Origin of the sequence: Mycolicibacterium flavescens (assembly GCF_001722335.1) — a bacterium.
Taxonomy (GTDB): domain Bacteria; phylum Actinomycetota; class Actinomycetes; order Mycobacteriales; family Mycobacteriaceae; genus Mycobacterium; species Mycobacterium flavescens.
The window spans coordinates 375309-396416 of sequence record NZ_MIHA01000001.1; the positions used below are offsets into that span (position 1 = coordinate 375309).

At 68.8% G+C, this 21108-nt stretch carries 18 protein-coding genes; 11 read left to right on the top strand and 7 right to left on the bottom strand.

What is annotated here, in order from left to right:
• Positions 1–68: 68 nt before the first annotated feature.
• The 6 genes from BHQ18_RS01820 to BHQ18_RS01845 are packed head-to-tail and all read left to right on the top strand — an operon-like array spanning position 69 to position 6917.
• On the top strand, positions 69–875 hold the full coding sequence (locus BHQ18_RS01820; RefSeq protein WP_069411843.1) for an enoyl-CoA hydratase/isomerase family protein: 807 nt from the start codon (positions 69–71) through the stop codon (positions 873–875).
• Positions 876–893: 18 nt separating this feature from the next.
• Positions 894–1706: an enoyl-CoA hydratase/isomerase family protein gene (locus BHQ18_RS01825; RefSeq protein WP_069411844.1), complete on the top strand. Its 813-nt coding sequence runs from the start codon at positions 894–896 to the stop codon at positions 1704–1706.
• Positions 1703–2488, top strand: a complete 786-nt coding sequence (locus BHQ18_RS01830; protein ID WP_069412003.1) for an enoyl-CoA hydratase/isomerase family protein — start codon at positions 1703–1705, stop codon at positions 2486–2488. Before BHQ18_RS01825 ends, BHQ18_RS01830 begins: the two co-directional genes overlap by 4 nt.
• Entirely contained in the window at positions 2488–3936 is a 1449-nt protein-coding gene (locus tag BHQ18_RS01835; protein ID WP_069411845.1) for a class I adenylate-forming enzyme family protein, read from the top strand. The genes BHQ18_RS01830 and BHQ18_RS01835 overlap by 1 nt, the downstream gene beginning before the upstream one ends.
• Positions 3929–5437: a class I adenylate-forming enzyme family protein gene (locus BHQ18_RS01840; RefSeq protein ID WP_069411846.1), complete on the top strand. Its 1509-nt coding sequence runs from the start codon at positions 3929–3931 to the stop codon at positions 5435–5437. Before BHQ18_RS01835 ends, BHQ18_RS01840 begins: the two co-directional genes overlap by 8 nt.
• Positions 5430–6917, top strand: coding sequence for a class I adenylate-forming enzyme family protein (locus BHQ18_RS01845; RefSeq protein WP_069411847.1), 1488 nt, complete (start codon positions 5430–5432; stop codon positions 6915–6917). The genes BHQ18_RS01840 and BHQ18_RS01845 overlap by 8 nt, the downstream gene beginning before the upstream one ends.
• 50 nt (positions 6918–6967) lie before the next feature.
• Here BHQ18_RS01845 and BHQ18_RS01850 read toward each other — a convergent pair whose 3' ends face one another.
• From BHQ18_RS01850 to fabG, 4 genes are read right to left on the bottom strand one after another with little or no spacing between them, the layout of a single operon-like run.
• Positions 6968–7636, bottom strand: a complete 669-nt coding sequence (locus tag BHQ18_RS01850) for a GntR family transcriptional regulator (RefSeq protein WP_069411848.1) — start codon at positions 7634–7636, stop codon at positions 6968–6970.
• A 2-nt stretch (positions 7637–7638) separates the two neighbouring features.
• Entirely contained in the window at positions 7639–8832 is a 1194-nt protein-coding gene (locus tag BHQ18_RS01855) for an acyl-CoA dehydrogenase family protein (protein WP_069411849.1), read from the bottom strand.
• Positions 8829–10049: an acetyl-CoA C-acetyltransferase gene (locus tag BHQ18_RS01860; protein ID WP_069411850.1), complete on the bottom strand. Its 1221-nt coding sequence runs from the start codon at positions 10047–10049 to the stop codon at positions 8829–8831. Before BHQ18_RS01860 ends, BHQ18_RS01855 begins: the two co-directional genes overlap by 4 nt.
• A complete protein-coding gene (fabG, locus tag BHQ18_RS01865) occupies positions 10046–10786 on the bottom strand; it encodes a 3-oxoacyl-ACP reductase FabG (RefSeq protein ID WP_069412004.1) in 741 nt (246 codons plus the stop codon). The genes BHQ18_RS01860 and fabG overlap by 4 nt, the downstream gene beginning before the upstream one ends.
• A 181-nt stretch (positions 10787–10967) precedes the next feature.
• Here fabG and BHQ18_RS01870 point away from each other — a divergent pair, with 181 nt between their 5' ends.
• Positions 10968–12140 (top strand): acyl-CoA dehydrogenase family protein, encoded by a 1173-nt coding sequence (locus BHQ18_RS01870; protein ID WP_069411851.1) that lies wholly within the window; start codon positions 10968–10970, stop codon positions 12138–12140.
• The gene (locus BHQ18_RS01875) at positions 12137–12970 is read left to right on the top strand and encodes a mycofactocin-coupled SDR family oxidoreductase (protein ID WP_069411852.1); all 834 of its coding nucleotides are present in this window, start codon (positions 12137–12139) and stop codon (positions 12968–12970) included. Before BHQ18_RS01870 ends, BHQ18_RS01875 begins: the two co-directional genes overlap by 4 nt.
• Positions 12971–13047: 77 nt before the next feature.
• Here the strand turns inward: BHQ18_RS01875 and BHQ18_RS01880 are convergent, their stop codons facing one another.
• Entirely contained in the window at positions 13048–13503 is a 456-nt protein-coding gene (locus BHQ18_RS01880; RefSeq protein WP_069411853.1) for a MaoC family dehydratase, read from the bottom strand.
• A gap of 32 nt (positions 13504–13535) precedes the next feature.
• Positions 13536–14426, bottom strand: coding sequence for a formyltetrahydrofolate deformylase (gene purU, locus BHQ18_RS01885; protein ID WP_084293817.1), 891 nt, complete (start codon positions 14424–14426; stop codon positions 13536–13538).
• Positions 14427–15085: 659 nt separating this feature from the next.
• On the opposite strand from purU, the gene BHQ18_RS01890 reads away from it, so the two are divergent.
• From BHQ18_RS01890 to BHQ18_RS01900, 3 genes are read left to right on the top strand one after another with little or no spacing between them, the layout of a single operon-like run.
• A complete protein-coding gene (locus BHQ18_RS01890) occupies positions 15086–15838 on the top strand; it encodes a hypothetical protein (RefSeq protein ID WP_069411855.1) in 753 nt (250 codons plus the stop codon).
• Entirely contained in the window at positions 15835–17973 is a 2139-nt protein-coding gene (locus BHQ18_RS01895; protein ID WP_069411856.1) for an Rv1355c family protein, read from the top strand. The genes BHQ18_RS01890 and BHQ18_RS01895 overlap by 4 nt, the downstream gene beginning before the upstream one ends.
• Positions 17973–19817 (top strand): putative bifunctional diguanylate cyclase/phosphodiesterase, encoded by a 1845-nt coding sequence (locus BHQ18_RS01900; protein WP_069411857.1) that lies wholly within the window; start codon positions 17973–17975, stop codon positions 19815–19817. The genes BHQ18_RS01895 and BHQ18_RS01900 overlap by 1 nt, the downstream gene beginning before the upstream one ends.
• On the opposite strand, the gene BHQ18_RS01905 is transcribed toward BHQ18_RS01900, so the two are convergent.
• Positions 19764–20657, bottom strand: a complete 894-nt coding sequence (locus BHQ18_RS01905) for an FAD-binding protein (protein WP_069411858.1) — start codon at positions 20655–20657, stop codon at positions 19764–19766. The genes BHQ18_RS01900 and BHQ18_RS01905 overlap by 54 nt on opposite strands.
• Between the last annotated feature and the right edge of the window lie 451 nt (positions 20658–21108).

The window sequence follows — 21108 nt, forward strand, 5'->3', positions numbered from 1 at the left end:
TTGCTAACTTGTACAAGATAGCAATACAGTATGTCTAACCGTATAGCGCGGGATTGGCGGATTCAACGGTGACCGGTGCGGCCGACGAGGGTGCGGTGACGACGACGCGTGACGGCACCGTCCTGCAGATCACGCTCGATCGCCCGTCGCGCCGAAACTCCCTGAGCCACAGCATGATCGATGCGCTGGTCACCGAGCTCGGCGCGGCCGCCACCGACGACACGCTGCGGGCGGTGCACATCCGCGGCGGCGGTGCGGACTTCTGCTCGGGTGCCGACTGGGTGGCCACCAACGCCGCAGGACGCCGCCCCCGCACCGGCGACCTGGTCCGGCGCATCCCCCACACCGCGAACCGGATCGTCGAACTCGTCGCGAGCCTGCATCTGCCCGTGGTGTGCACCGTGCGCGGATGGGCCGTCGGGCTGGGCGCCAACCTGGCCCTGGCCGCCGACTTCACCGTCGCCGCCGACGACGCGGTGTTCTGGGAACCGTTTCTCGGGCGCGGGTTCTCCCCCGACTCCGGCGCCACCTGGCTGCTGCCCCGACTGGTCGGACTGGCCCGCGCCAAGCGAATGCTTCTGCTGGGCGAGAAGGTCAGCGGCGCCGAGGCCGACGCGTGGGGGCTGATCCACCGGGCGGTCCCCGAACCCGAACTCGACGCCGTCAGTGCCGAGCTTGTCGACCGGTTGGCCAAGGGGCCCACCGTCGCGATCGGGCTGGCCAAACAGGCGATGGGCTACGCCCAACACGCGACGTTGCCGCAAGCGATGACACACGAGCTGTACAACGTGGAACTGGCCTGTCGCACATCGGATTTCAAAGAAGGTCTGGCGGCCTTTCGCGACAAGCGCCCGCCGGAATTCACCGGACGCTGACGGACACGCGGAGGAACTTTGACGGACACCACATACGACGACATCATCTACGAGGTCGACGGCCACAAGGCCACGATCACGCTGAACCGGCCCACCGCGCTCAACGCGCTGAGCCCGCACATGATCGGCGAACTGCGCGCCGCCTACGAGGAAGCCGAGAACGACGACGGGATCTGGCTTCTCATCGTCACCGGCACAGGCCGGGCGTTCTGCACCGGCGCCGATGTCGGCGAGATCCCCGAGGACGGCCGGGTCATCTACGAGCGCCCGTACCTGTCCACCTACGACCAGTGGGAGGCGCCGCAGGAGGGCACGCCGCCGTTCCGGCGGATGGCCAAACCGGTGATCACCGCGGTGAACGGACTGTGCTGCGGCGCCGGACTGGACTGGATCACCACCGGTGACATCGCGATCGCCTCCGATCAGGCGACCTTCTTCGATCCGCACGTCAGCATCGGCCTGGTGGCCGCCCGCGAGATGGTCCGACTGGCCCGGATCCTGCCCCGCAACATCGCGTTGCGCATGGCGCTGATGGGAAAGCACGAGCGGATGAGCGCGCAACGCGCCTACGAGCTCGGCATGATCAGTGAGGTCGTCGAGCACGACCGCCTGCTCGAGCGCGCTCACGAGATCGCCGACATCGTGAACTCCAATGCGCCGCTGGCGGTTCGGGGTACCCGGCTGACGATCCACAAGACCCTGGACCTGCCGCTGCACGAGGCCGAGATCCTGGCCGAGACGTTCCGCGAGCGCGTGGTGCGCACCGAGGACGCGCTCGAGGGACCCAAGGCGTTCATGGAGAAGCGCGCCCCGAACTGGCAGTGCCGATGACGGAGTTCGAGACGCTGCTGTTCGACGTGGACGCCGACGACCACGTCGCCACGATCACGCTGAACCGGCCCGCGGCGCTCAACGCGTTCAACCGCACCATGTGCGAGGAGATGTCGCGGGCCTGGCGGCTGGTGCGCGACGACGACAGCGTGCACGCCGTCGTCCTGCGCGCCGCCGGAGACCGGGCGTTCAGCGCCGGTCTGGACATCAATACCCCCTACGGACAGCCCGGCAACGTGTGGAACCACGAGGACCCCGGCGAGCACCTGAGCCCGAAGTGGCAGAAGATGTGGAAGCCGGTGGTGTGCGCGGTGCAGGGGATGTGCACGGCCGGAGCGTTCTACTTCGTCAACGAGGCCGACGTGGTGATCTGCTCCCCGGAGGCCACCTTCTTCGACTCGCACGTCAGCGCCGGGCTGGTCTGCGCACTTGAGCCGATCGGTCTGATGCGCCGCGTCGGCCTGGCGCAGACGCTGCGGATCGCGTTGATGGGCAACGACGAACGGGTCAGCGCCGACACCGCACTGCAGATCGGGCTGGTCACCGAGATCGTGGCGCACGACCAGTTGTGGGCGCGGGCGCACCGGATCGCGGCGGGCATCGCCGCCAAACCCCCGTCCGCGACGCAGGGCACGGTCAAGGCGATCTGGGAGTCGCTGGAGAAACCGTATCGCGCGGCGATGGAGCAGAACCTGATCTACACCCGGCTGGGCAACCCGCTGGGGCAGGCCGAGCTGACCGCCGCTCCCCCGCCCGCCCGCGTCGAACCGAGGATCCGCTGATGTCGGACCATCCGTTGCGCCGCCGCATCCGCGACATCCTGGCCCTCGATCCGGCCGCGCCCGCCATCGAGTTCGACGACGAATGGGTCAGCTGGGGCCGGCTGGCCGAGGTCGCCCATCAGGTCGAGTCCGCGGTCGGGACCGGACACGTCGGGATGCTGTTGCGCAACAGGCCGGTACACGTTGCGGCGCTGCTCGGCGTGCTGCTGGCCGGCGGCACGGTCGTGGTGATCAACCCCGCCCGCGGGGATGACCGGGTCCGCGCCGACATCGCCGCACTGCAGCTGCCGGTGATCGTCGGTGAAGCCGACGACCTGGCCACGTTGGTGGGCGCCGCCGACTGCACGGTGGCGATCTCGGCGCCCTGCGGGCCCGTCGCGACCACCGGTGTCGCGCCGGCGCGCGCCGACGCGTCAGCGGTTGCGGTGCGGATGCTGACCAGCGGCACCACCGGACCGCCGAAACGCGTCGACCTCACCTACGACATGCTCGCCCACAGCGTGATCGGCGCGGATTTCACCGCCGCGCAGGCGCCGACCGCGCTACGAAGCGGGGTGGCGATCGTCAACGCCCCGCTGGTGCACATCGGCGGCGTGTACCGCGTGCTGCAGTCCGTCTGCGACGGAAGGGCTTTCGCGCTGCTCGACCGCTTCGAACTGCGGCGCTGGGCGGCCGCGGTGCGCAGGCACCGACCGCGCGCGGTGTCGCTGGTACCCGCCGCACTGCGCACCGTGCTGCACTCGGACCTGACCCGCGACGACCTGGCCGGCATCCAGGCCGTCACCTCCGGCACCGCTCCCCTGTCCGCCGAGGATGCCGACGCGTTCACCGAGAAGTTCGGCATCCCGGTGCTGACCTCCTATGCCGCCACCGAATTCGGCGGCGGCGTGGCCGGTTGGACCCTGTCCGACTACCGGGAGCACTGGGCGGCCAGACGCGGCAGCGTGGGCCGGGCGAGTCTCGGCGCCCGACTGCGCGTCGTCGACGACTCCGGTCACCCGCTGGGACCCGACCAGCCCGGGCTGCTCGAGGTCAAGCCGGGCCAGCTCGGGCCGCGAAACGACTGGCTGCGGACCACCGACATGGCGCGCATCGACGCGGACGGATTTCTGTGGATCCTCGGCCGCGCCGATCAGGCGATCATCCGCGGCGGGTTCAAGATCATGCCCGACGACGTCCGCGCCGCGCTGGAGAGCCACCCGGCGGTGCACAGCGCCGCGGTGGTCGGACGCCCCGACGACCGGCTCGGCGAAACCCCGGTCGCGCTGGTCGAACTGCACCACCCGGTCGACGTCGCGACGCTGACCGAACACGTGCGGAACCGACTGGCCCGCTATGAGATTCCCACCGAGATCGCAGTCGTCGAGCAGATGCCCCGCACCCCGTCGGGCAAACCCGACCTGGGCGCGGTCCGCCAGTTCTTCGCCGACGCCGTCGAGCATGCCTGAGCACACGGTCGGCGCGATCCTGCGCGCGCGGGCACAGGCCCGCGGCGATCACCCGCTGCTGATCTGTGACGCCGACCGGCTCAGCTACGCCGAGGCCGAGCGCCGCTCCGCGCTGCTCGCCGGTGAACTCATCGGGCGCGGCGCGGGCAAGGGCAGCCACGTCGGCGTCCTGTACCCGAACGGGCCCGGGTTCGTCGTCGCCGCGCTGGCCGCCGCCCGCATAGGCGCCACCGTCATCCCGATCTCGACGATGGCGACCGCACCCGAGATGCGCGAGCAACTCGCCCACGCCGACGTCGAGATCCTGCTCGCAGCAGAGGGCTACCGGTCCCACGATTACCGGCAGCGCCTCGCCGAGATCGGCGACCTGCCGCTGCTGCGTCATGTCCTGTTCGCCACCGAGCCCGCCCCGGCCGACACCGGGCTGCTGACCGCGCTGGAGGACGACGTCGACCCCGCCGACGTGCTGGCGATTATCTACACCTCCGGCTCGACCAGCGCCCCCAAGGGCGTCGTCCACACCCACGCCGGGCTGCTCGAGCACCAACGGGTGCTCAACGAGATCCGCGGGCTCGGCGCCGAGGAGAAGCTGTTCAGCAACTCCCCGTTCTTCTGGATCGGCGGGTTCGCGTTCTCCCTGCTGGCCACGCTGCTGGCCGGGGCCACGCTGGTGTGCTCCAACGCGGTCGACGCCGCCGAGACCCTCGATCTGCTGGAGGCCGAAAAACCCACGATGACCAACGGATTCGTCGCAGGCATCGCGGCGCTGGCGCGTCATCCGAGCCTGCCCGGCCGCGACCTGTCCTCGATGCGCCGCGGCAACCTGTACCCGATCATGGCGCCCGACACGCGGCCCGCCGACGCCGAGTTGCGCCACACCATGCTCGGGATGACCGAAGCGGGCAGCGTGATCCTCGCCGACCCCGACGAATCCGACCAACCCGAGCACCGGCGCGGCTCGTTCGGCAGGCCGGTGCCGGGTTTCGAGGTCAAGGTGATCGACCCGGACACCGGAGCACCGGTCGCGACCGACGAGGTCGGCGAGCTGTGCGCGCGCGGGCCGTTCATGATGGAGCGCTACTACAAACGCAGCCGTGAGCAGTGCTTCGATCCCGACAACTGGTTCCACACCGGCGATCTCGTGCGCACCGACGCCGACGGCTACCACTACTTCGTCGGCCGCCGCGGCGCGATGATCAAGACCGCCGGCGCCAACGTCGCCCCCGCGGAGGTGGAGCGGGCGATCGCGAAGGTCACCGGCGGCGGCGTCGCCCATGTTCTCGGCCTGCCCGACGCCGAACGCGGTCAGGTCGTCGCGGCGGTCATCGAGCTGACCGACGGCGCCGAGTTCGACGAGACGGCGGTGCGGGAGCGACTGCGGGACGAGTTGTCCGCCTACAAGATCCCGCGACGGTTCGCCGTGGTGCCGGGTTCGCGGATTCCGGTGCTCAGCAGCGGCAAGATCGACCCGGCGAGGCTGAGCGAGGTGTTCGATGACTGACACCATCGATGCGCTGGTGCGGTTGCGGGCCCGCGAGGACGCTGACAAGGACGCGGTGATCGACCCGTCCACGCGGGTGACCTACGGCTCGCTCGACGAGGAGTCGCGGCGGCTGGCGGCCGCGCTGGTGGCGGCGGGTGTCGGCAAAGGCAGCCGGTTCGGCCTGATCATGCCGAACCGGGTCGAATGGGTGCGGCTGGCGGTCGCGGTGACGCGGATCGGCGCGGTGCTGGTGCCGCTGAGCACGCTGATGCCCCCGCCCGAGCTGGTCGCGGCGCTGCGCACCGCGTCGGTGCAGTACCTGATCGCCGTCGAGCAGTTCCGGGGCCACCGCTACCTCGACGACGTGGCGTCCGCGCGCGCCGATCTGCCTGCGCTGCGGCAGGTCTGGCGCGCAGACGCGCTGCCGACAGATGGTGCGGCACCGGTCGACGACATCGCGGCGGCCGTCACGCCCAGCGACACGCTGGCGATCATGTTCACCTCCGGCAGCAGCGGTCCACCCAAGGGCGTGATCCATTCGCACGGTAACGCGTTGGCCGCGGTGCGCTCCGGTATGGCGGCGCGCTGCATCGACGCCGACACCCGGCTGTATCTGCCGATGCCGTTCTTCTGGGTGGGCGGCTTGGCCGGCGGTCTACTGTCCGCGCTGCTGGCGGGCGCGACGCTGGTCACCGAGGAGATCCCGCAGCCGGAGACCACGCTGCGGTTGCTCGAGCGCGAGAAGGTGACGCTGTTTCGGGGGTGGCCGGACCAGGCCGAGGCGCTGGCCCGCGAGGCGGCCTCGGTGGGCGCCGACCTGTCCTCGCTGGGGCCCGGCAGCCTGGAGGCGCTGCTGCCGCCCGAGCAGCGCGCCTCCCCCGGCGCGCGGGCCCGGCTGTTCGGGATGACCGAGTCGTTCGGACCGTACTGCGGCTATCCCGCCGACACCGATATGCCGCGGTCCGCGTGGGGCAGCTGCGGAAAGCCGTTCGCCGGCATGGATGTTCGCATCGTCGACCCCGACACCGGGACCCCGGTGCCCGCCGGGACCATCGGCATGATCCAGATCCGCGGGCCGCACGTGATGCGCGGGATCTGCCGTCGCCGCCGCGAGGAGGTCTTCACCCCCGACGGGTACTACCCCACCGGCGACCTCGGCCACCTCGACGACGACGGGTTCATGTTCTATCACGGCCGGTCCGACGACATGTTCAAGGTCAGCGGCGCGACCGTGTATCCGAGCGAGGTCGAGCAGGCGCTGCGCACGATCGACGGTGTGCAGAACGCCTGTGTCACCGACGTTTCCGGCGCGGTCGGTGCGCTGGTGGTCTCCGCGCGACCGGTCGAGGAGCTGCGCGCCGACGCCCGGAAGGTGTTGAGCGCGTTCAAGGTGCCGACGGTGTGGCTGCTCACGGAGTCCGACGACGACGTCCCGCGTAAGGCGACGGGCAAGGTGGATGTCGCGGCGCTGCGAACCCTACTGCGCGAGCAGACATAGAATCGCACGGTTTGGCGCAATTGCGTGCGATTCCGCGTCTGCTCGCGGGACTAGGTGATCACGCCTCGCTCGGTGAGGTGCTCGATCAACGGGTCCGCCCCGGCGGCCAGGTGCTCGGACATCGCGGCGCGGGCGCGTTGTTCGTCGCGCTGCTGCAGCGCGTCGAGCAACCGGCGATGGTGGGCGTTCGACTGCTCGGGCCAACCGGCGACGATCGGGAACACCGACTCGGGGGCATACCGGGTGATCTGCGACATCAACTGCGCGAGCTTCGGTGAGGCCGCAGCCACGTTGATCGCCCGGTGGAACTCGTGGTTGAGCCGTACCGCGCGCTCGTCGTCGGCCGCCGCGTAGGCCTGTTCGAGATCGGACTGGATCTGCACCAGCTCCCGCAGCTGCTCGTCGGTGATCGCGGCCGCCGCTCGCGCCGCCAACTCACCGCCGATGTAGGCCTGCACGTTCGACACGTCGGTCAGGTCGCGACCGGTCACCGGCAGCACCACGAACCCGCGCCGCGGCTGCTGCGCGAGCAGCCCCTCGGCCTTCAACTCGAACAGCGCCTCGCGCACCGGGGTGACGCTGATCCCGAGCTCGACCGCCAACTGGTCCAACCGCACGTATTCGCCTGCGGCATAGGTGCCGTCGAAGATGCGCTTGCGTACGAAGCGCGCGACGTCCTCGGCCAGCTGCGGCCGGAAGGCGAACCCGGGGGTGGTCATGGTCAGACCTGGTAGTCGGCCAGCAGCCGCTTGCTGATGATGTTCTTCTGGATTTCGGAGGTGCCCTCGCCGATCAGCAGGAACGGCGCATCGCGCATCAGGCGCTCGATCTCGTATTCCTTGGAATAGCCGTAGCCGCCGTGGATCCGGAAGCTCTGCTGCGTGACCTCCGAACAGAACTCGCTGGCCAGATATTTCGCCATACCCGCGGCGACGTCGTTGCGCTCGCCGGAGTCCTTGAGCCGGGCGGCGTTGACCATCATCAGATGGGCGGCCTCGACTTTGGTTGCCATCTCGGCCAATTGGAACGCGATGGCCTGATGCTCGGCGATCGGCTTACCGAATGTCTGCCGCTGCTGGGCGTAGCGCACGGCGAGTTCGAACGCCCGCAGGCCGACCCCGCACGCACGGGCCGACACGTTGACCCGACCCACCTCGATGCCGTCCATCATCTGGAAGAAGCCCTGGCCCGGCGCCTCGCCGAGGATGTCGTCGGCGCCGGCGACGTAGCCGTCGAAGATCAACTCGGTGGTGTCGATGCCCTTGTAGCCGAGCTTGTCGAGCTTGCCGGGGATCGTCAGCCCGGGCGCGACTTCGCCGTATCCGACCGGCTTTTCGACCAGGAACGCGGTGAGATTGCGGTGCGGTTTGTCGGCGCCCTCGTCGGTGCGCACCAGCACCGCGACGAGCGTCGAGGTGCCGCCGTTGGTCAGCCACATCTTCTGACCGTCGATGCGGTAGCTGCCGTCGTCCTGTCTCACCGCGCGGGTGCGGATCGCCGCGACGTCGGACCCGAGTTCGGGCTCGCTCATCGAGAACGCGCCGCGCGTCTCACCGGTGGCCATCCGCGGCAGGTAGCGCTGCTTCTGCGCCTCGGTGCCGTGCTGGCGGAGCATGTAGGCGACGATGAAATGGGTGTTGAGCACCCCGGAGATGCTCATCCAGCCGCGGGCCAGTTCCTCGACGCACAGCGCGTAGGTCAGCAGCGATTCGCCGAGCCCGCCGTACTCCTCGGGGATCATCAACCCGAACAGGCCCATCTCCTTCATCGCGTCGACGATGGCCTGCGGGTAGGTGTCGGTCTTCTCGAACTCCGGCGCGTTCGGGATGATCTCCTTGTCGACGAATTGGCGCACGGTCGCGAGGATCTCGGTCTGCACGTCGGTCAGCCCGACGGTCTGCGCAAGTTTGGTCACGCGCCTACCCTTTCGAACACCGCCGCCAGGCCCTGCCCGCCGCCGATGCACATCGTCTCCAGGCCGTAGCGGGCCCCGCGGCGGTTCAGTTCGCGCGCCAACGTCGCCAGCATGCGGCCGCCGGTCGCGCCCACCGGGTGGCCCAGCGAGATCCCGGAACCGTGGACGTTGGTGCGGTCGTGGTCGGCTTCGCCGAACTTCCATTCCCGCATCACCGCCAGCGCCTGCGCCGCGAAGGCCTCGTTCAGCTCGATGAGGTCGATATCGGAGAGCTCCAGTCCGGCCTTGGCCAACGCCACCTCGGTCGCGGGCACCGGCCCGATGCCCATCACGTTCGGCGCCACCCCGGCCGACCCCCACGACACCAACCGCGCCAGCGGGGTGAGCCCGAGTTCGTCGGCCTTCTCCGGTGTCGTCACCACGCACATCGACGCGGCGTCGTTCTGCCCGCTCGCGTTGCCCGCGGTGACCGTCGCTTCCGGATCCTCGTTGCGCAGAACGGGTTTGAGCTTGGCCAAGGACTCGACCGTGGTGTCGGGGCGCGGGTGTTCGTCGGTGTCGATCACGTCTTCACCCTGACGCGTCGTCACCGTCACCGGCACGATCTCCTCGGCCAGCACACCGTCCTTCTGCGCGGCCGCCGCCCGCTGGTGCGAGCGCACCGCGAGCTCGTCCTGCTCCTGACGCGATATCCCGTACTGCCGGCGCAGGTTCTCCGCGGTCTCGAGCATGCCGCCGGGCACCGGGTAGTGCCGGCCACCCGCGGTGGTACGGCCGCGGGCAAGCCCGTCGTGCACCCGGACACCGGTGCGGGCCCCGCCCCACCGCATGTCGGTCGAGTAGAACGCCACATTGCTCATGCTCTCGGCGCCACCTGCCACCACGACGTCGTTGTCGCCGTGCGCGACCTGCAGACACGCCTGGATCACCGCCTGCAACCCGGATCCGCAGCGCCGGTCGACCTGCATACCGGGCACGGTCACCGGCAGCCCCGCGTCGAGCGCGACCACGCGACCGATCGCGGGCGCCTCACTGCTCGGGTAGCAGTGCCCCAGGATGACGTCCTGCACCGCGGCAGGGTCGAGCCCCGTGCGTTCGAGCAAACCCTTGAGCGCGGTCACGCCGAGGTCCACCGCGGTCAACGACTTGAACATGCCGCCGTAGCGGCCGATCGGCGTGCGTACCGGTTCACAGATGACGGCGTCGCGGGTGCTCACAGGTGCCGCCCGCCCGTGACCTCCATGACCGTGCCGGTCATGTACGACGACAGGTCGCTGGCCAGGAACAGCGCAACCTTGGCCACCTCCTCCGGCTCGCCCGCACGGCCCATCGGCACCTCCGCCAGCTTCTGGTCCCACGCCTTCTGCGGCATGGCCTCGGTCATCGCCGACCGGATGAGCCCGGGCTGAATCGCGTTGACGCGCACCCCGAGATGCGCCAGCTCCTTGGCGGCGGCCTTGGTCATCCCGACGATGCCGGCCTTGGCCGCCGAGTAGTTGGTCTGTCCGATCATGCCGACCTTGCCCGAGATCGACGACATGTTCACGATCGCGCCGCGCTTGTTCTCCCGCATGATCGGCGCGGCGGCCTTGAGCCCGTTCCAGGTGCCCTTCAGGTGCACCGCGATGACCTGGTCGAACTGCCCCTCGGTCATCTTGCGCAGCGTCGCGTCGCGGGTGATCCCGGCGTTGTTGACCATGATGTCGAGTCCGCCGAAGCGGTCGACCGCCGCGGCGACCAACGCCTCGACATCGGCGGTATCGGTGACATCACTGCGCACCGCGATCGCCTTGTCGTCGCCGCCGAGGCGCTTGGCCGCCTCCTGCGTGGCATCGAGGTCCAGGTCGCCGAGCACCACTCGCGCGCCCTCGGCGATGAACTGTTGCGCGATCGCGTATCCGAGGCCCTGCGCGCCTCCGGTGACCACCGCCGTCTGTCCGCTCAACAAGGACACCTGCGCACCCCTTCCGCTGTCGCGGCCCAGGTGGGGCCGCACCGATCGAACATCATATTTCATATATGCTCGCCCGGGTTGAGGGGTCCACCACCTCGCCGAGCAGACGCAGAATCGCATCAATCGACCGCGCAGCGTGCGATTCCGCGTCTGCTCGCGGAAGAAACAGGAGCTTGGGGCGATGACGACATCCGAGGTCAGCGACGAGGATTTCCAGGAGATCCTGACCCAGACCCGACACTTCGTGCACACCGCGGTGATACCGCGCGAGCAGGAGATCCTGGCCGGCGACCGGGTGCCCGACGACCTGCGCGACCAGGCCAAGAAGATGGGCCTGTTCGGTTACGCGATCCCCCAGCAGTGGGGCGGGCTCGGCCTGAACCTGTCCCAGGACGTCGAGTTGGCGATGGAACTGGGATACACGACGCTGGCGCTGCGGTCGATGTTCGGCACCAACAACGGCATCGCCGGCCAGGTGCTGGTGGGTTTCGGCACCGACGAGCAGAAGCAGCGCTGGCTCGAACCGATGGCGACCGGGGAGGCGGTCGCGTCGTTCGCGCTGACCGAACCCGGCGCCGGATCGAACCCGTCGGGTCTGCGCACCAAAGCCGTTGCAGACGGCACGGATTGGGTGATCACCGGCCAGAAGCGGTTCATCACGAACGCGCCGACCGCCGACCTGTTCGTGGTGTTCGCCCGCACCCGGCCCGCCGACGACGACGGCCCCGGCATCGCGGTCTTCCTGGTGCCCGCCGACGCGGCAGGTGTCCAGGTCGGGGCCAAGGACGCGAAGATGGGCCAGGAAGGCGCCTGGACCGCCGACGTCAGTTTCGACGACGTGCGCGTGCCTGCCGAAGCGTTGGTCGGCGGTAGCGAGGACATCGGTTACCGCGCGGCGATGATCTCGCTGGCGCGGGGCCGCGTGCATATTGCGGCGCTGGCCGTCGGGTCCGCGCAGCGCGCGCTCGACGAGTCGGTTGCCTACGCCGCCACCGCAACCCAGGGCGGCACGCCGATCGGCAACTTCCAGTTGGTGCAGGCGATGATCGCCGACCAGCAGACCGGGGTGTCGGCGGGCCGCGCGCTGGTCCGCGACGCCGCGCGGCAGTGGGTCAGCGGCGAGGACCGCCGCGTCGCGCCGTCGGTGGCCAAGCTGTTCTGCACCGAGATGGTCGGCCAGGTGGCCGATCTCGCGGTGCAGATCCACGGCGGCAGCGGATACATGCGCGAGGTTCCGGTCGAACGCATCTACCGCGAGGTCCGGCTGCTGCGACTCTACGAGGGCACCAGCGAGATTCAGCGGCTCATCATCGGGTCGAACCTGGTCAAGACGGCACAGCGGGAGCGCGGATGAGCGAGGGCACGAGCGGGAAACTCAGCGGGCGCGTCGCGTTCATCACCGGCGCCGCGCGCGGCCAGGGGCGCGCACACGCCGTGCGGATGGCGGCCGAGGGCGCCGACATCATCGCGATCGACATCGCGGGCAAGCTGCCGGCGTGCGTGCCGTACGAACACGCCACCCCCGAGGACCTCGCCGAGACCGCGCGACTGGTCGAGGCGGCCGGCGCGCGGATCGTCACCGCGGAGGTCGACGTCCGCGACGCCGACGGCCTGCGCCGGGCAGTCGACGACGGCGTCGAGCGCTTCGGCCGGCTCGACGTGATCGTGGCCAATGCGGGCATCTCGCCGCCGCAGATCTGGGACGAGATCACCCCGGAGGACTTCCGCGACGTTCTCGACGTCAACGTCACCGGCACCTGGAACACGGTGATGGCCGGCGCGCAGCGGATCATCGACGGTGGGCGCGGCGGGTCGGTCATCCTGATCAGTTCCGCCGCCGGAATCAAGTTGCAGCCGTTCATGATCCACTACACCGCCAGCAAGCACGCGGTCACCGGGATGGCGCGCGCGTTCGCGGCCGAACTCGGCAAGCACTCGATCCGGGTCAACAGCGTGCATCCCGGGCCGGTCAACACGCCGATGGGGTCGGGCGACATGATCGCCGCGATCGGCAGGACGATGGAGACCAATCCTGCGCTGCAGCACATGATGACGCCGTTCCTGCCGACGTGGGTGCTGCAGCCCGAGGACGTCGCCGACGTGGTGTGCTGGCTGGCCACCGACGACGCCAGACACATGACCGCGACGGCGATCCCGGTCGACCAGGGCTCCACCCAGTACTGACTCACCGGCGAGCAGACGCGAAGTGCCCCGAAATGCGCGTCAGATGGGGCACTTTGCGTCTGCTCGGCAGGGAAAGGTCAGCGCATGTAGCGGACGATCGACTCGGCGACCGCCGCCGGCTTCTCCGAACCCTCGATCTCGATGGTGATCGGCATCGTCGACTGCACGGCGCCGCCGTCGAGCTGGTCGATCTTCGTCAGCTCCGCCGTCGCGCGGATCCTGGCTCCCACCTTCACCGGGGTGATGAACCGAACCTTGTTGTAGCCGTAGTTGATCGCCATCGCCACGTTGCCGACGCTGTAGAGCTGATGGGAGAAGTGCGGCAGCAGCGACAGGGTCAGCAGCCCGTGCGCGATGGTCGCGCCGAAGGGACCGTCCTTGGCCTTCTCGGGGTCGACGTGGATCCACTGGTGGTCCTCGGTCGCGTCGGCGAACATGTTGACGCGCTCCTGGGTGACCTCGAGCCACTCCGTCGGGCCGAGCCGGCTGCCCTCGGCGGCGATGAACTCGTCGAGGTCGCTGAACTTCTTCACTGCTGTTATCCCTCCTCGCCGGGCGCAGCCGGCTAAAAGACGACGGTCTGGTTGCCGTATCGGATTATCCGGTCCTCACAGTGCCACAGCACCGCGCGGGACAGCACAACGCGTTCCACATCCGAGCCGAGTCGCACCAGGTCCTCGACGCCGTGGCGGTGGTCGACGCGCACCACGTCCTGCTCGATGATCGGGCCCTCGTCGAGGTCGTCGGTGACGTAGTGGGCCGTCGCGCCGACCAGTTTGACGCCCCGCTCCTTGGCCCGCCGATAGGGCGCCGCGCCGATGAACGCCGGCAGGAACGAGTGGTGGATGTTGATCAGCGGGCAGCCCACCTCCGCGATGAACCGCGGTGTCAGGATCTGCATGTAGCGCGCCAGCACCACCAGGTCGACGTTGCCCCGCAACAGGTCCAGCTGCCGGGTCTCGGCCTCCTCCCGGATGTCCTTGGTCGCGGGAATGTGGATGAACGGCACCGAGAACGGCCGGACCTGATCGGCGAGGTCCGGATGGTTCGAGATCACCATCGCCACCGACATGTCGAGTTCACCGCGACGGTTGCGCCACAGCAGATCGAGCAGACAGTGGTCCTCTTTGGACGCCATGATCGCGACACGTTTGGGTTTGGCCGCCTCGGTGAGCCGGAAATCCATACCGAACGGCCCGGCCACCCGTTCGGCGAAGTCACGCTCGAGTTCGTCGCGTGCGGCGGGCAGGCCGGGTAGGTGAAAGATCGTGCGCTGCATGAAGATGCCACCCGACTGCTCGGTCGCGTGCTGATCGAGGGACACGATGTTGGCCCCGGCATCGGCAAGGAACGCGCTGACCGCGGCGACCAGACCCGCGCGGTCGGCGCAGCGCAGTAGCAACCGCCCCACATCTCTGACGGGCCCCCGGCCCCGACTCGGATACTCTCCCTCCACCCGAACAGGGTGTCATCCGGGCGGCTTCGCGCGCAGTCGAACTCGGCATCGCGCGTGCGCCGGACGACCGGACCCGTATCCCGTGCATTCTCGATCCGGCGCCCAAGCGCATTCCATCGACCCACCTGAGAAACAGTTCCGGGAATTGCCTATTGAACACGTGCAGAGTGGCGCAACGGCCCGCCCGCACCCGATTAACCGCGCCGAACACGCGTCGCCCGAATGGCGCCGATTCGGGCGACGCAATCGACCACGCTGCCCACGCGCGAGGTTGCTGACACGACGCCGGTGGCGCTGCTCGGCGTTGGGCAAGTTCAGCGACGTCGCGACACCCATTCGCCAGTGCGGTAACACGCAGGTTGCCGACCGCTCACCAAAATCGGCCACCGCGTCCCTCAAGAGGCAATGCCCGAGTTCGCCGTTATCCGAAGCGCATCAATTGACCTGCAGCAATATCGCCGGACGCCATTAGCCATAATTGCACCGAGCGGGTTAAAGCCTCGCCATTCCGTCCCGAAACCATTCGTTTACCGGACACAATTTGACGGCTAGCTGGTAATAGATCGCCATACGGCGAGATACTCACAGGTGAGTGTGGGCAAACCCACACCGAATCAGCGGACCGAACAACACCACGGCCGCCAGACGATCGGACGAGTATGACCGTTGCCCAGCTTGACACCATCGACCACGCCCTCGCCAGCCTGCGGCACAGCCCGAGCTGCTGGGACCCCGAAACCGAATGCAATGTGGTTTTCGCAAACCCGGCCATCGAACCCGACCTGTGGCGCGATTTCGTCCGCGGCGCCGAACGCAGCTACACCAAGCGCGGGGTCGAGAAGGCGCTGGACATGCCCGCGCTGCATTCGGGCGCGGACACCATCTTGTTCGCGGCCTGCGTCGACCGGGCCGGGCGCGTGGTCGGCGGCCTGCGGGCCAAGGGTCCCTACCACTCCGCCGACGAGGCGCATGCGCTGCTGGAGTGGGAGGGCCAACCCGGCTTCGACGCAGTGCGGAAGATGATCAGCGACCGGATACCATTTGGCGTCGTGGAGATGAAAACCGCATGGGTGACCGACGATCCCGAGCGGAGCCGCCAGTTGACCAGCGCCATCTCCCGCACGCCGTTGCACGCGATGGGCCTGTTGGACATCCAGTTCATCGTCGCGACTGCGGCGTCCTATGTCCTCAAGCGGTGGCTGTCCTCCGGGGGCATTCTCGCGACCAAGATTCCGCCGACGCCCTACCCCGACGAGCGTTACGAGACCCGGCTCGCCTGGTGGGACCGGCTTACCTTCGCCAAACATGCTGACCCCAAGCAGGTTTCGTTGTACATCGCGGAGCAGCAGAGGATGACGGCCCGAGCCGACGGCGTGGCGCCCGTTGCGGCCGCCACCGGGACGGAGCGGTGACAGCGAGCACCGAACCACCTCTCCCCCACAGCGCCGTACTGCTGGATGCCGACGATCCGGCTCTCGAAGCGCTGGGCTCCGACCCCGGGGTCGTCTTCGTCGACAACGCCGCCGCGCAGACGGTCGCCCTGAGACAGCTCTGTCCGCAGCCTCCCGAAGATGTTGCGGCCGAGGCGATCCGCTGGGCGTACTACCCGTGGCGACGCACGGCGGTCAGCGTGCTCGGGCCGCGCGGCTTCCGCCGGGTACGCCTTGACCGCAACCGCAACCTGATCACCACTGCCGAACAAGATCGGCTCGCCGAGCTGACCGTCGGGGTGGTCGGGTTGAGCGTCGGTCACACCATCGCCTATACCCTTGCCGCCCAGGGGTTGTCGGGTCGGCTGCGGCTCGCGGACTTCGACGAGATGGATCTGACCAATCTGAACCGGGTGCCCGCGTCGGTATTCGACATCGGGATCAACAAGGCCGTGGTGTGTGCGCGGCGGATCGCCGAATTGGACCCGTACCTGCCGGTTTCGGTGGTGTCCGAGGGGGTCACCGAGCACAACGTCGACGAATTCGTCGACGGTCTCGATGTGCTCATCGAGGAGTGCGACTCCCTCGACACCAAGGTGCTGGTGCGTGAGGTCGCCCGGCGCCGCGGGGTGCCGGTACTGATGACCACCAGCGACCGCGGGCTGCTCGACGTCGAACGCTTCGACGCCGAACCGGCGCGCCCGCTGCTGCACGGGCTGATCGGCGACGTCGAAGCCGCCCGGTTGCGCAATCTCAGCAGCGCCGAGAAGTTGCCGCACTCGTTGCGGCTCGTCGACGCGCGGCAGGTGTCGGACCGGATGGCGGCATCGCTGATCGAGGTGGGCCAGACGCTGTCGACCTGGCCGCAACTGACCTCGGAGGTCGCGCTGAACGCGGCCGTCGTCGCAGAAGCGGTACGCCGCATCGGCCTCGGCGAAGCGCTGCCGAGTGGCCGGGCCCGCATCGACGTCACCGACGTCATCGACCGGCTCACCACTCCGCCCCCACCTCCTCCCGTCACGATGCCGACCGACGACGGACAACCGGATCCCCCCGATGACCCGGCCGACGCGATCGCCGCCGCGGCCGCGCGCGCGCCGTCGGGCGGCAACGCCCAGCCCTGGCACATCGACGTACGCGACGGGCTGGTCCGCATCGCGCTCACCACCGAATACCGCACGACGATGGACGTCGGCTTCCGCGCCAGCGCGGTGGCCGTGGGGGCGGCGGCGTTCAACGCCCGCGTGGCGGCGGCCGCGCATCAGCTGACCGGGCCGATCGAGTTCGCCGCGAATACCGGCGACACACCGCTGACCGCGACGCTGCGGCTGAACCGCGGCGCGGACCCGACACTCGCGGCGCTGTACGAACCGATGCTGCAGCGCGAGACCAACCGTCGCCCGGGCAGCCGACACCCGATCCCGGCCGATATCGTGGCCGGGCTCACCGCCGCGGCCGAGGCCGAGGGCGCCCGGCTGCACCTGCTCAGCGAAGCCGACCAGCTCGCTGCGGCGGCGAGCGTGCTGGGGCAAGCCGACCGGATCCGGTTTCTGACCCCGCGGCTGCACGCCGAGATGATCAGCGAGCTGCGGTGGCCCGACGCGCCGTCGCTGGACACCGGCATCGATGTCCGCAGCCTCGAACTCGCCCCCGCCGACCTCGTCCTGCTCGACATCCTGCGACGTCCCGAAGTCATGGCACACCTGAAATCGTGGGACGGCGGGGCGGCGCTGGGCCGGGACGTGTACACCCGGGTCGCCGACAGCTCGGGACTGGCGGTGATCTCGGTGCCGGGCCGCAACCTGGTCGACTACGCCCGCGGCGGCGCCGCCACCGAAGCGGTGTGGATCCGGGCACAGCAGTACGGGCTTGCCGTACAACCGGTTTCACCTCCGTTCTTGTACGCCACCGATTCCGACGAGCTGCGCGGCACCTCCCCCGCGTTCGCCGACGACCTCGCCGAACTGCAATACACTTTCCGTAGGCTGACCGGTGTGGGCGATGCGGAGTCGCAGGCCTTGATCCTGAGGCTCACCCACGCACCGCGCGCGTCGGTGCCCAGCCGGCGCCGCGCCCGAACCCCGCACCGCAGCGCCGACCGCGTAATGGAGAGTTGATGGCCGTCCTGGAGAACCTCGTCACCTCCGTCGCCACCCGGCTGATGGGGGTCGACTCCGCCACCGCCGTCGAGGTCAGCCAGGCAGTGCTCGCCGACCTCGTCGAGTACTTCGGCGTCGACGTCAGCTTTCTACGGCACAACGACCACCGCATCCACGCCTCGGTGCTGGTCGCGGAGTGGCCGGTCCGCCCCGGAATTCCGGATCCCGATCCGCTGAAGGTCGTGTACTTCGCCGACGCCGATCCGGTCTTCGCGCTGGCCGAGCATCAGAAGGAACCGGTCGTGTTCCGCCCCGAACCGGCGACCGACGAGTACCAGCAGACCATCGCCGAGGGCAGGCAGATCCCGTCGACGTCGATGGCGTGCGTGCCGTTGCTCTCCGGTGAGGTCACCACCGGTGTGCTCGGTTTCGTCAAGTTCGGCGACCGCGACTGGACGAAGGCCGAACTCAACGCGCTCAAGGCGATCGCTTCGCTCTTCGCGCAGGTGCAGGCGCGCATCGCCGCCGAGGAGCAGCTGCGCTACCTGGCCGATCACGATGATCTGACGGGGCTGTGCAACCGGCGTGCGCTGCTCGCACACCTGGACCGCCGACTGGCCGACGGACAGCCAGGTCCGGTGTCGGTGATGTTCTTCGACCTCGACCGGCTCAAGGCGATCAACGACTACCTCGGGCACACCGCCGGCGACTGGTTCATCCGGGTGCTCGCCGAGCGGCTCCGCGAGTCCGCCGACGGCGGCAATCTCTTGGCCCGACTCGGCGGCGACGAGTTCGTGGTCGTGCCCGGCGGCACACTGAATTCCGACGAGGCCGTCGACTTCGCGCGGCGGCTGCAGACCCGCCTGCACGACCGGGTGGCCGTCGACGGCGAGATGCTCACCCGCACCGTCAGCATCGGTGTGGCGTGCGGAATGCCCGGGCGCGACACCACATCCGACCTCCTGCGCCGCGCCGACCAGGCGGTGCTGACCGCCAAGTCCTCGGGCGGCAACCAGGTCGCGGTGTTCTCCGATGACATGGCGATGGAGTCGGAGTTCCGCAACGACATCGAGTTGCACCTGCAGGGTGACATCGAGCGGGGCGCGCTGCGACTGCACTATCAGCCCGAGGTGAACATGCACACCGGGGAGATCCTGGCGGCCGAGGCACTGGTCCGCTGGGAACACCCGACCCGCGGCCTGCTGGCACCCAATGCGTTCATCGGTGTGGCCGAATCCATCAACATCGCAGGCGATCTGGGTCGATGGGTGATGCGCGCGGCGTGCACGGAGTTCGCGCGGTGGCGCTCGCACGGCGTGGGCCTGGACGCGGTGCTGAGGATCAACGTCTCACCGGTGCAACTGGTCACCGACGGATTCGTCGACTCGGTGGCGTCCATCATCGACGAGTTCGGCCTCGACGGCGGGTCGGTGTGCCTGGAGATCACCGAGAATGTGGTGGTCCGCGACATCGAAACCACCCGAAAGACGTTGGCAGGCCTCAAGGATGTCGGCGTGCAGGTGGCCATCGACGACTTCGGCACCGGCTACAGCGTGCTCTCGCACCTGAAGTCGTTGCCGGTGGACACCCTCAAGATCGACAAGGGTTTCGTGCGTGATCTGGGCGCCAGCCCCGGGGATCTGGCGATCGTGCGGGCCATCATCGCGCTCGCCGACGCGTTCGGGCTGCAGCTGGTGGCCGAGGGCGTGGAGACCGCGCAGGCCGCGGAGATCCTGCTCGAACACGGGTGCCATCGCGCGCAGGGTTTCCTGCTGTCGCGGCCGGTGCCCGGCGACCAGATGAAGGCTCTACTGGCCGAGGGTCGGATACCTATGAACCTTGCTGCATCGCCACGGCTGTAGATGCCGGTAGGTCTCGCGCATGTTGACCGCCAACCGGCGGTTGCGTGAGCGGCACGTCGGCGAAACCGACTTCGACACGGGATCGGCGGAGATCAGTTCGAGCCGGCCGAACCTGCTTGCCCGCTGCCCCACCACGCACACCCGCAGTGTCGCGTCCGCGGAAACATGGGCCGGTGCCGGACCGCCGAACTGCGACCCGCCGCCGGCGACCGTGACGCCGTGCCGGGCGCGGACCGCGAACGGACCGTCGGCGGTGTCGAACACGGCGCCGATCGCGACGCCCTCTTCGAACACCAGCCGCTGCAGGATGTGACCGGCGTGGATCTCGATGTCCTCCTGAGCGGCACGCGACGCCAGCCACTCGCGCACGGCGACGCCGACATCACCCGTACCGGGGCTCAGCACACCGAGTTCGGAGACCTCGAGGATGCCGTGGTCGCTGCTCTGCACGGTGGAGGTCTGCCAGTCCGGCAGCCGGGTCGACAGGAAGCCGTACGGCGTGGCCAGGCACCGCGCCGCCCAGTCCCGCAGGCGCGACCCGACGAACGGCGCGACGGTACGGCCGGTCTCCGGTTGCGCGGGCAGCGGCGCCACCCGGATCGGCACGTCGATGTCGTACGTCGGGCGGCGCAACGCGCCGAGATCGGCCACCAGCTCGGAGAAGTACTCGCTGGTCTCACCGTCGGCGATGCCGACATCGAGCCAGGTCCGGGCGCCCACTGCGGGTTCGGAGTCGGCGACGAAGACGTCGGCACCGGCTTCGGCGACGGCCAGGGCATGAGCCAGGCCGGCCGCTCCCGCGCCGGTGTACACCACGTCGACTTCGTCGTTCCACGCCACCGTTAATTACTCCGATATTGCTGTGAAGCTGGCCTATCCGAACCGAATGACCCGGGTAAACCGCTCATTTTCCGATTATAACGTCGATGTTTGGTTGTCGACGGTGAGTTGCCATAGTCCGCGTAGGGATTCGAGGGGGTTTGCCAGCGCGGACCATGGCAACAGAATGCAAGATACCACCGGTGTTTGCCCGAAAGTCCCGAACACGCTGATGGGAGCGCCCTCGCCCGATCGAGGTATCGGCGGGAACCGCCGAACCGGAAGTCATCACATCGAGCAGCTTACATACCATTCCGCTGTTTTCGCGCTACGACCATGACTTGTAGTCTGTGAATATCCGCCCGATTTCTCAGCTGCCACAGCAGACACAGAAGGGGGTCTTCGATTGCCGCATTCCGAATACGGACCGCGTCGCTGACCGCTGTCCGGCGTTGCAGTGAAAGAATCGCGG

Bases quoted from the DNA above. Each gene is read 5' to 3' on its own strand.
- BHQ18_RS01830 (WP_069412003.1), top strand. From the start codon at position 1,703: ATGACGGAGTTCGAGACGCTGCTGTTCGACGTGGACGCCGACGACCAC.
- BHQ18_RS01835 (WP_069411845.1), top strand. From the start codon at position 2,488: ATGTCGGACCATCCGTTGCGCCGCCGCATCCGCGACATCCTGGCCCTC.
- BHQ18_RS01840 (WP_069411846.1), top strand. From the start codon at position 3,929: ATGCCTGAGCACACGGTCGGCGCGATCCTGCGCGCGCGGGCACAGGCC.
- BHQ18_RS01845 (WP_069411847.1), top strand. From the start codon at position 5,430: ATGACTGACACCATCGATGCGCTGGTGCGGTTGCGGGCCCGCGAGGAC.
- BHQ18_RS01850 (WP_069411848.1), bottom strand. From the start codon at position 7,636: ATGACCACCCCCGGGTTCGCCTTCCGGCCGCAGCTGGCCGAGGACGTC.
- BHQ18_RS01870 (WP_069411851.1), top strand. From the start codon at position 10,968: ATGACGACATCCGAGGTCAGCGACGAGGATTTCCAGGAGATCCTGACC.
- BHQ18_RS01875 (WP_069411852.1), top strand. From the start codon at position 12,137: ATGAGCGAGGGCACGAGCGGGAAACTCAGCGGGCGCGTCGCGTTCATC.
- BHQ18_RS01890 (WP_069411855.1), top strand. From the start codon at position 15,086: ATGACCGTTGCCCAGCTTGACACCATCGACCACGCCCTCGCCAGCCTG.
- BHQ18_RS01900 (WP_069411857.1), top strand. From the start codon at position 17,973: ATGGCCGTCCTGGAGAACCTCGTCACCTCCGTCGCCACCCGGCTGATG.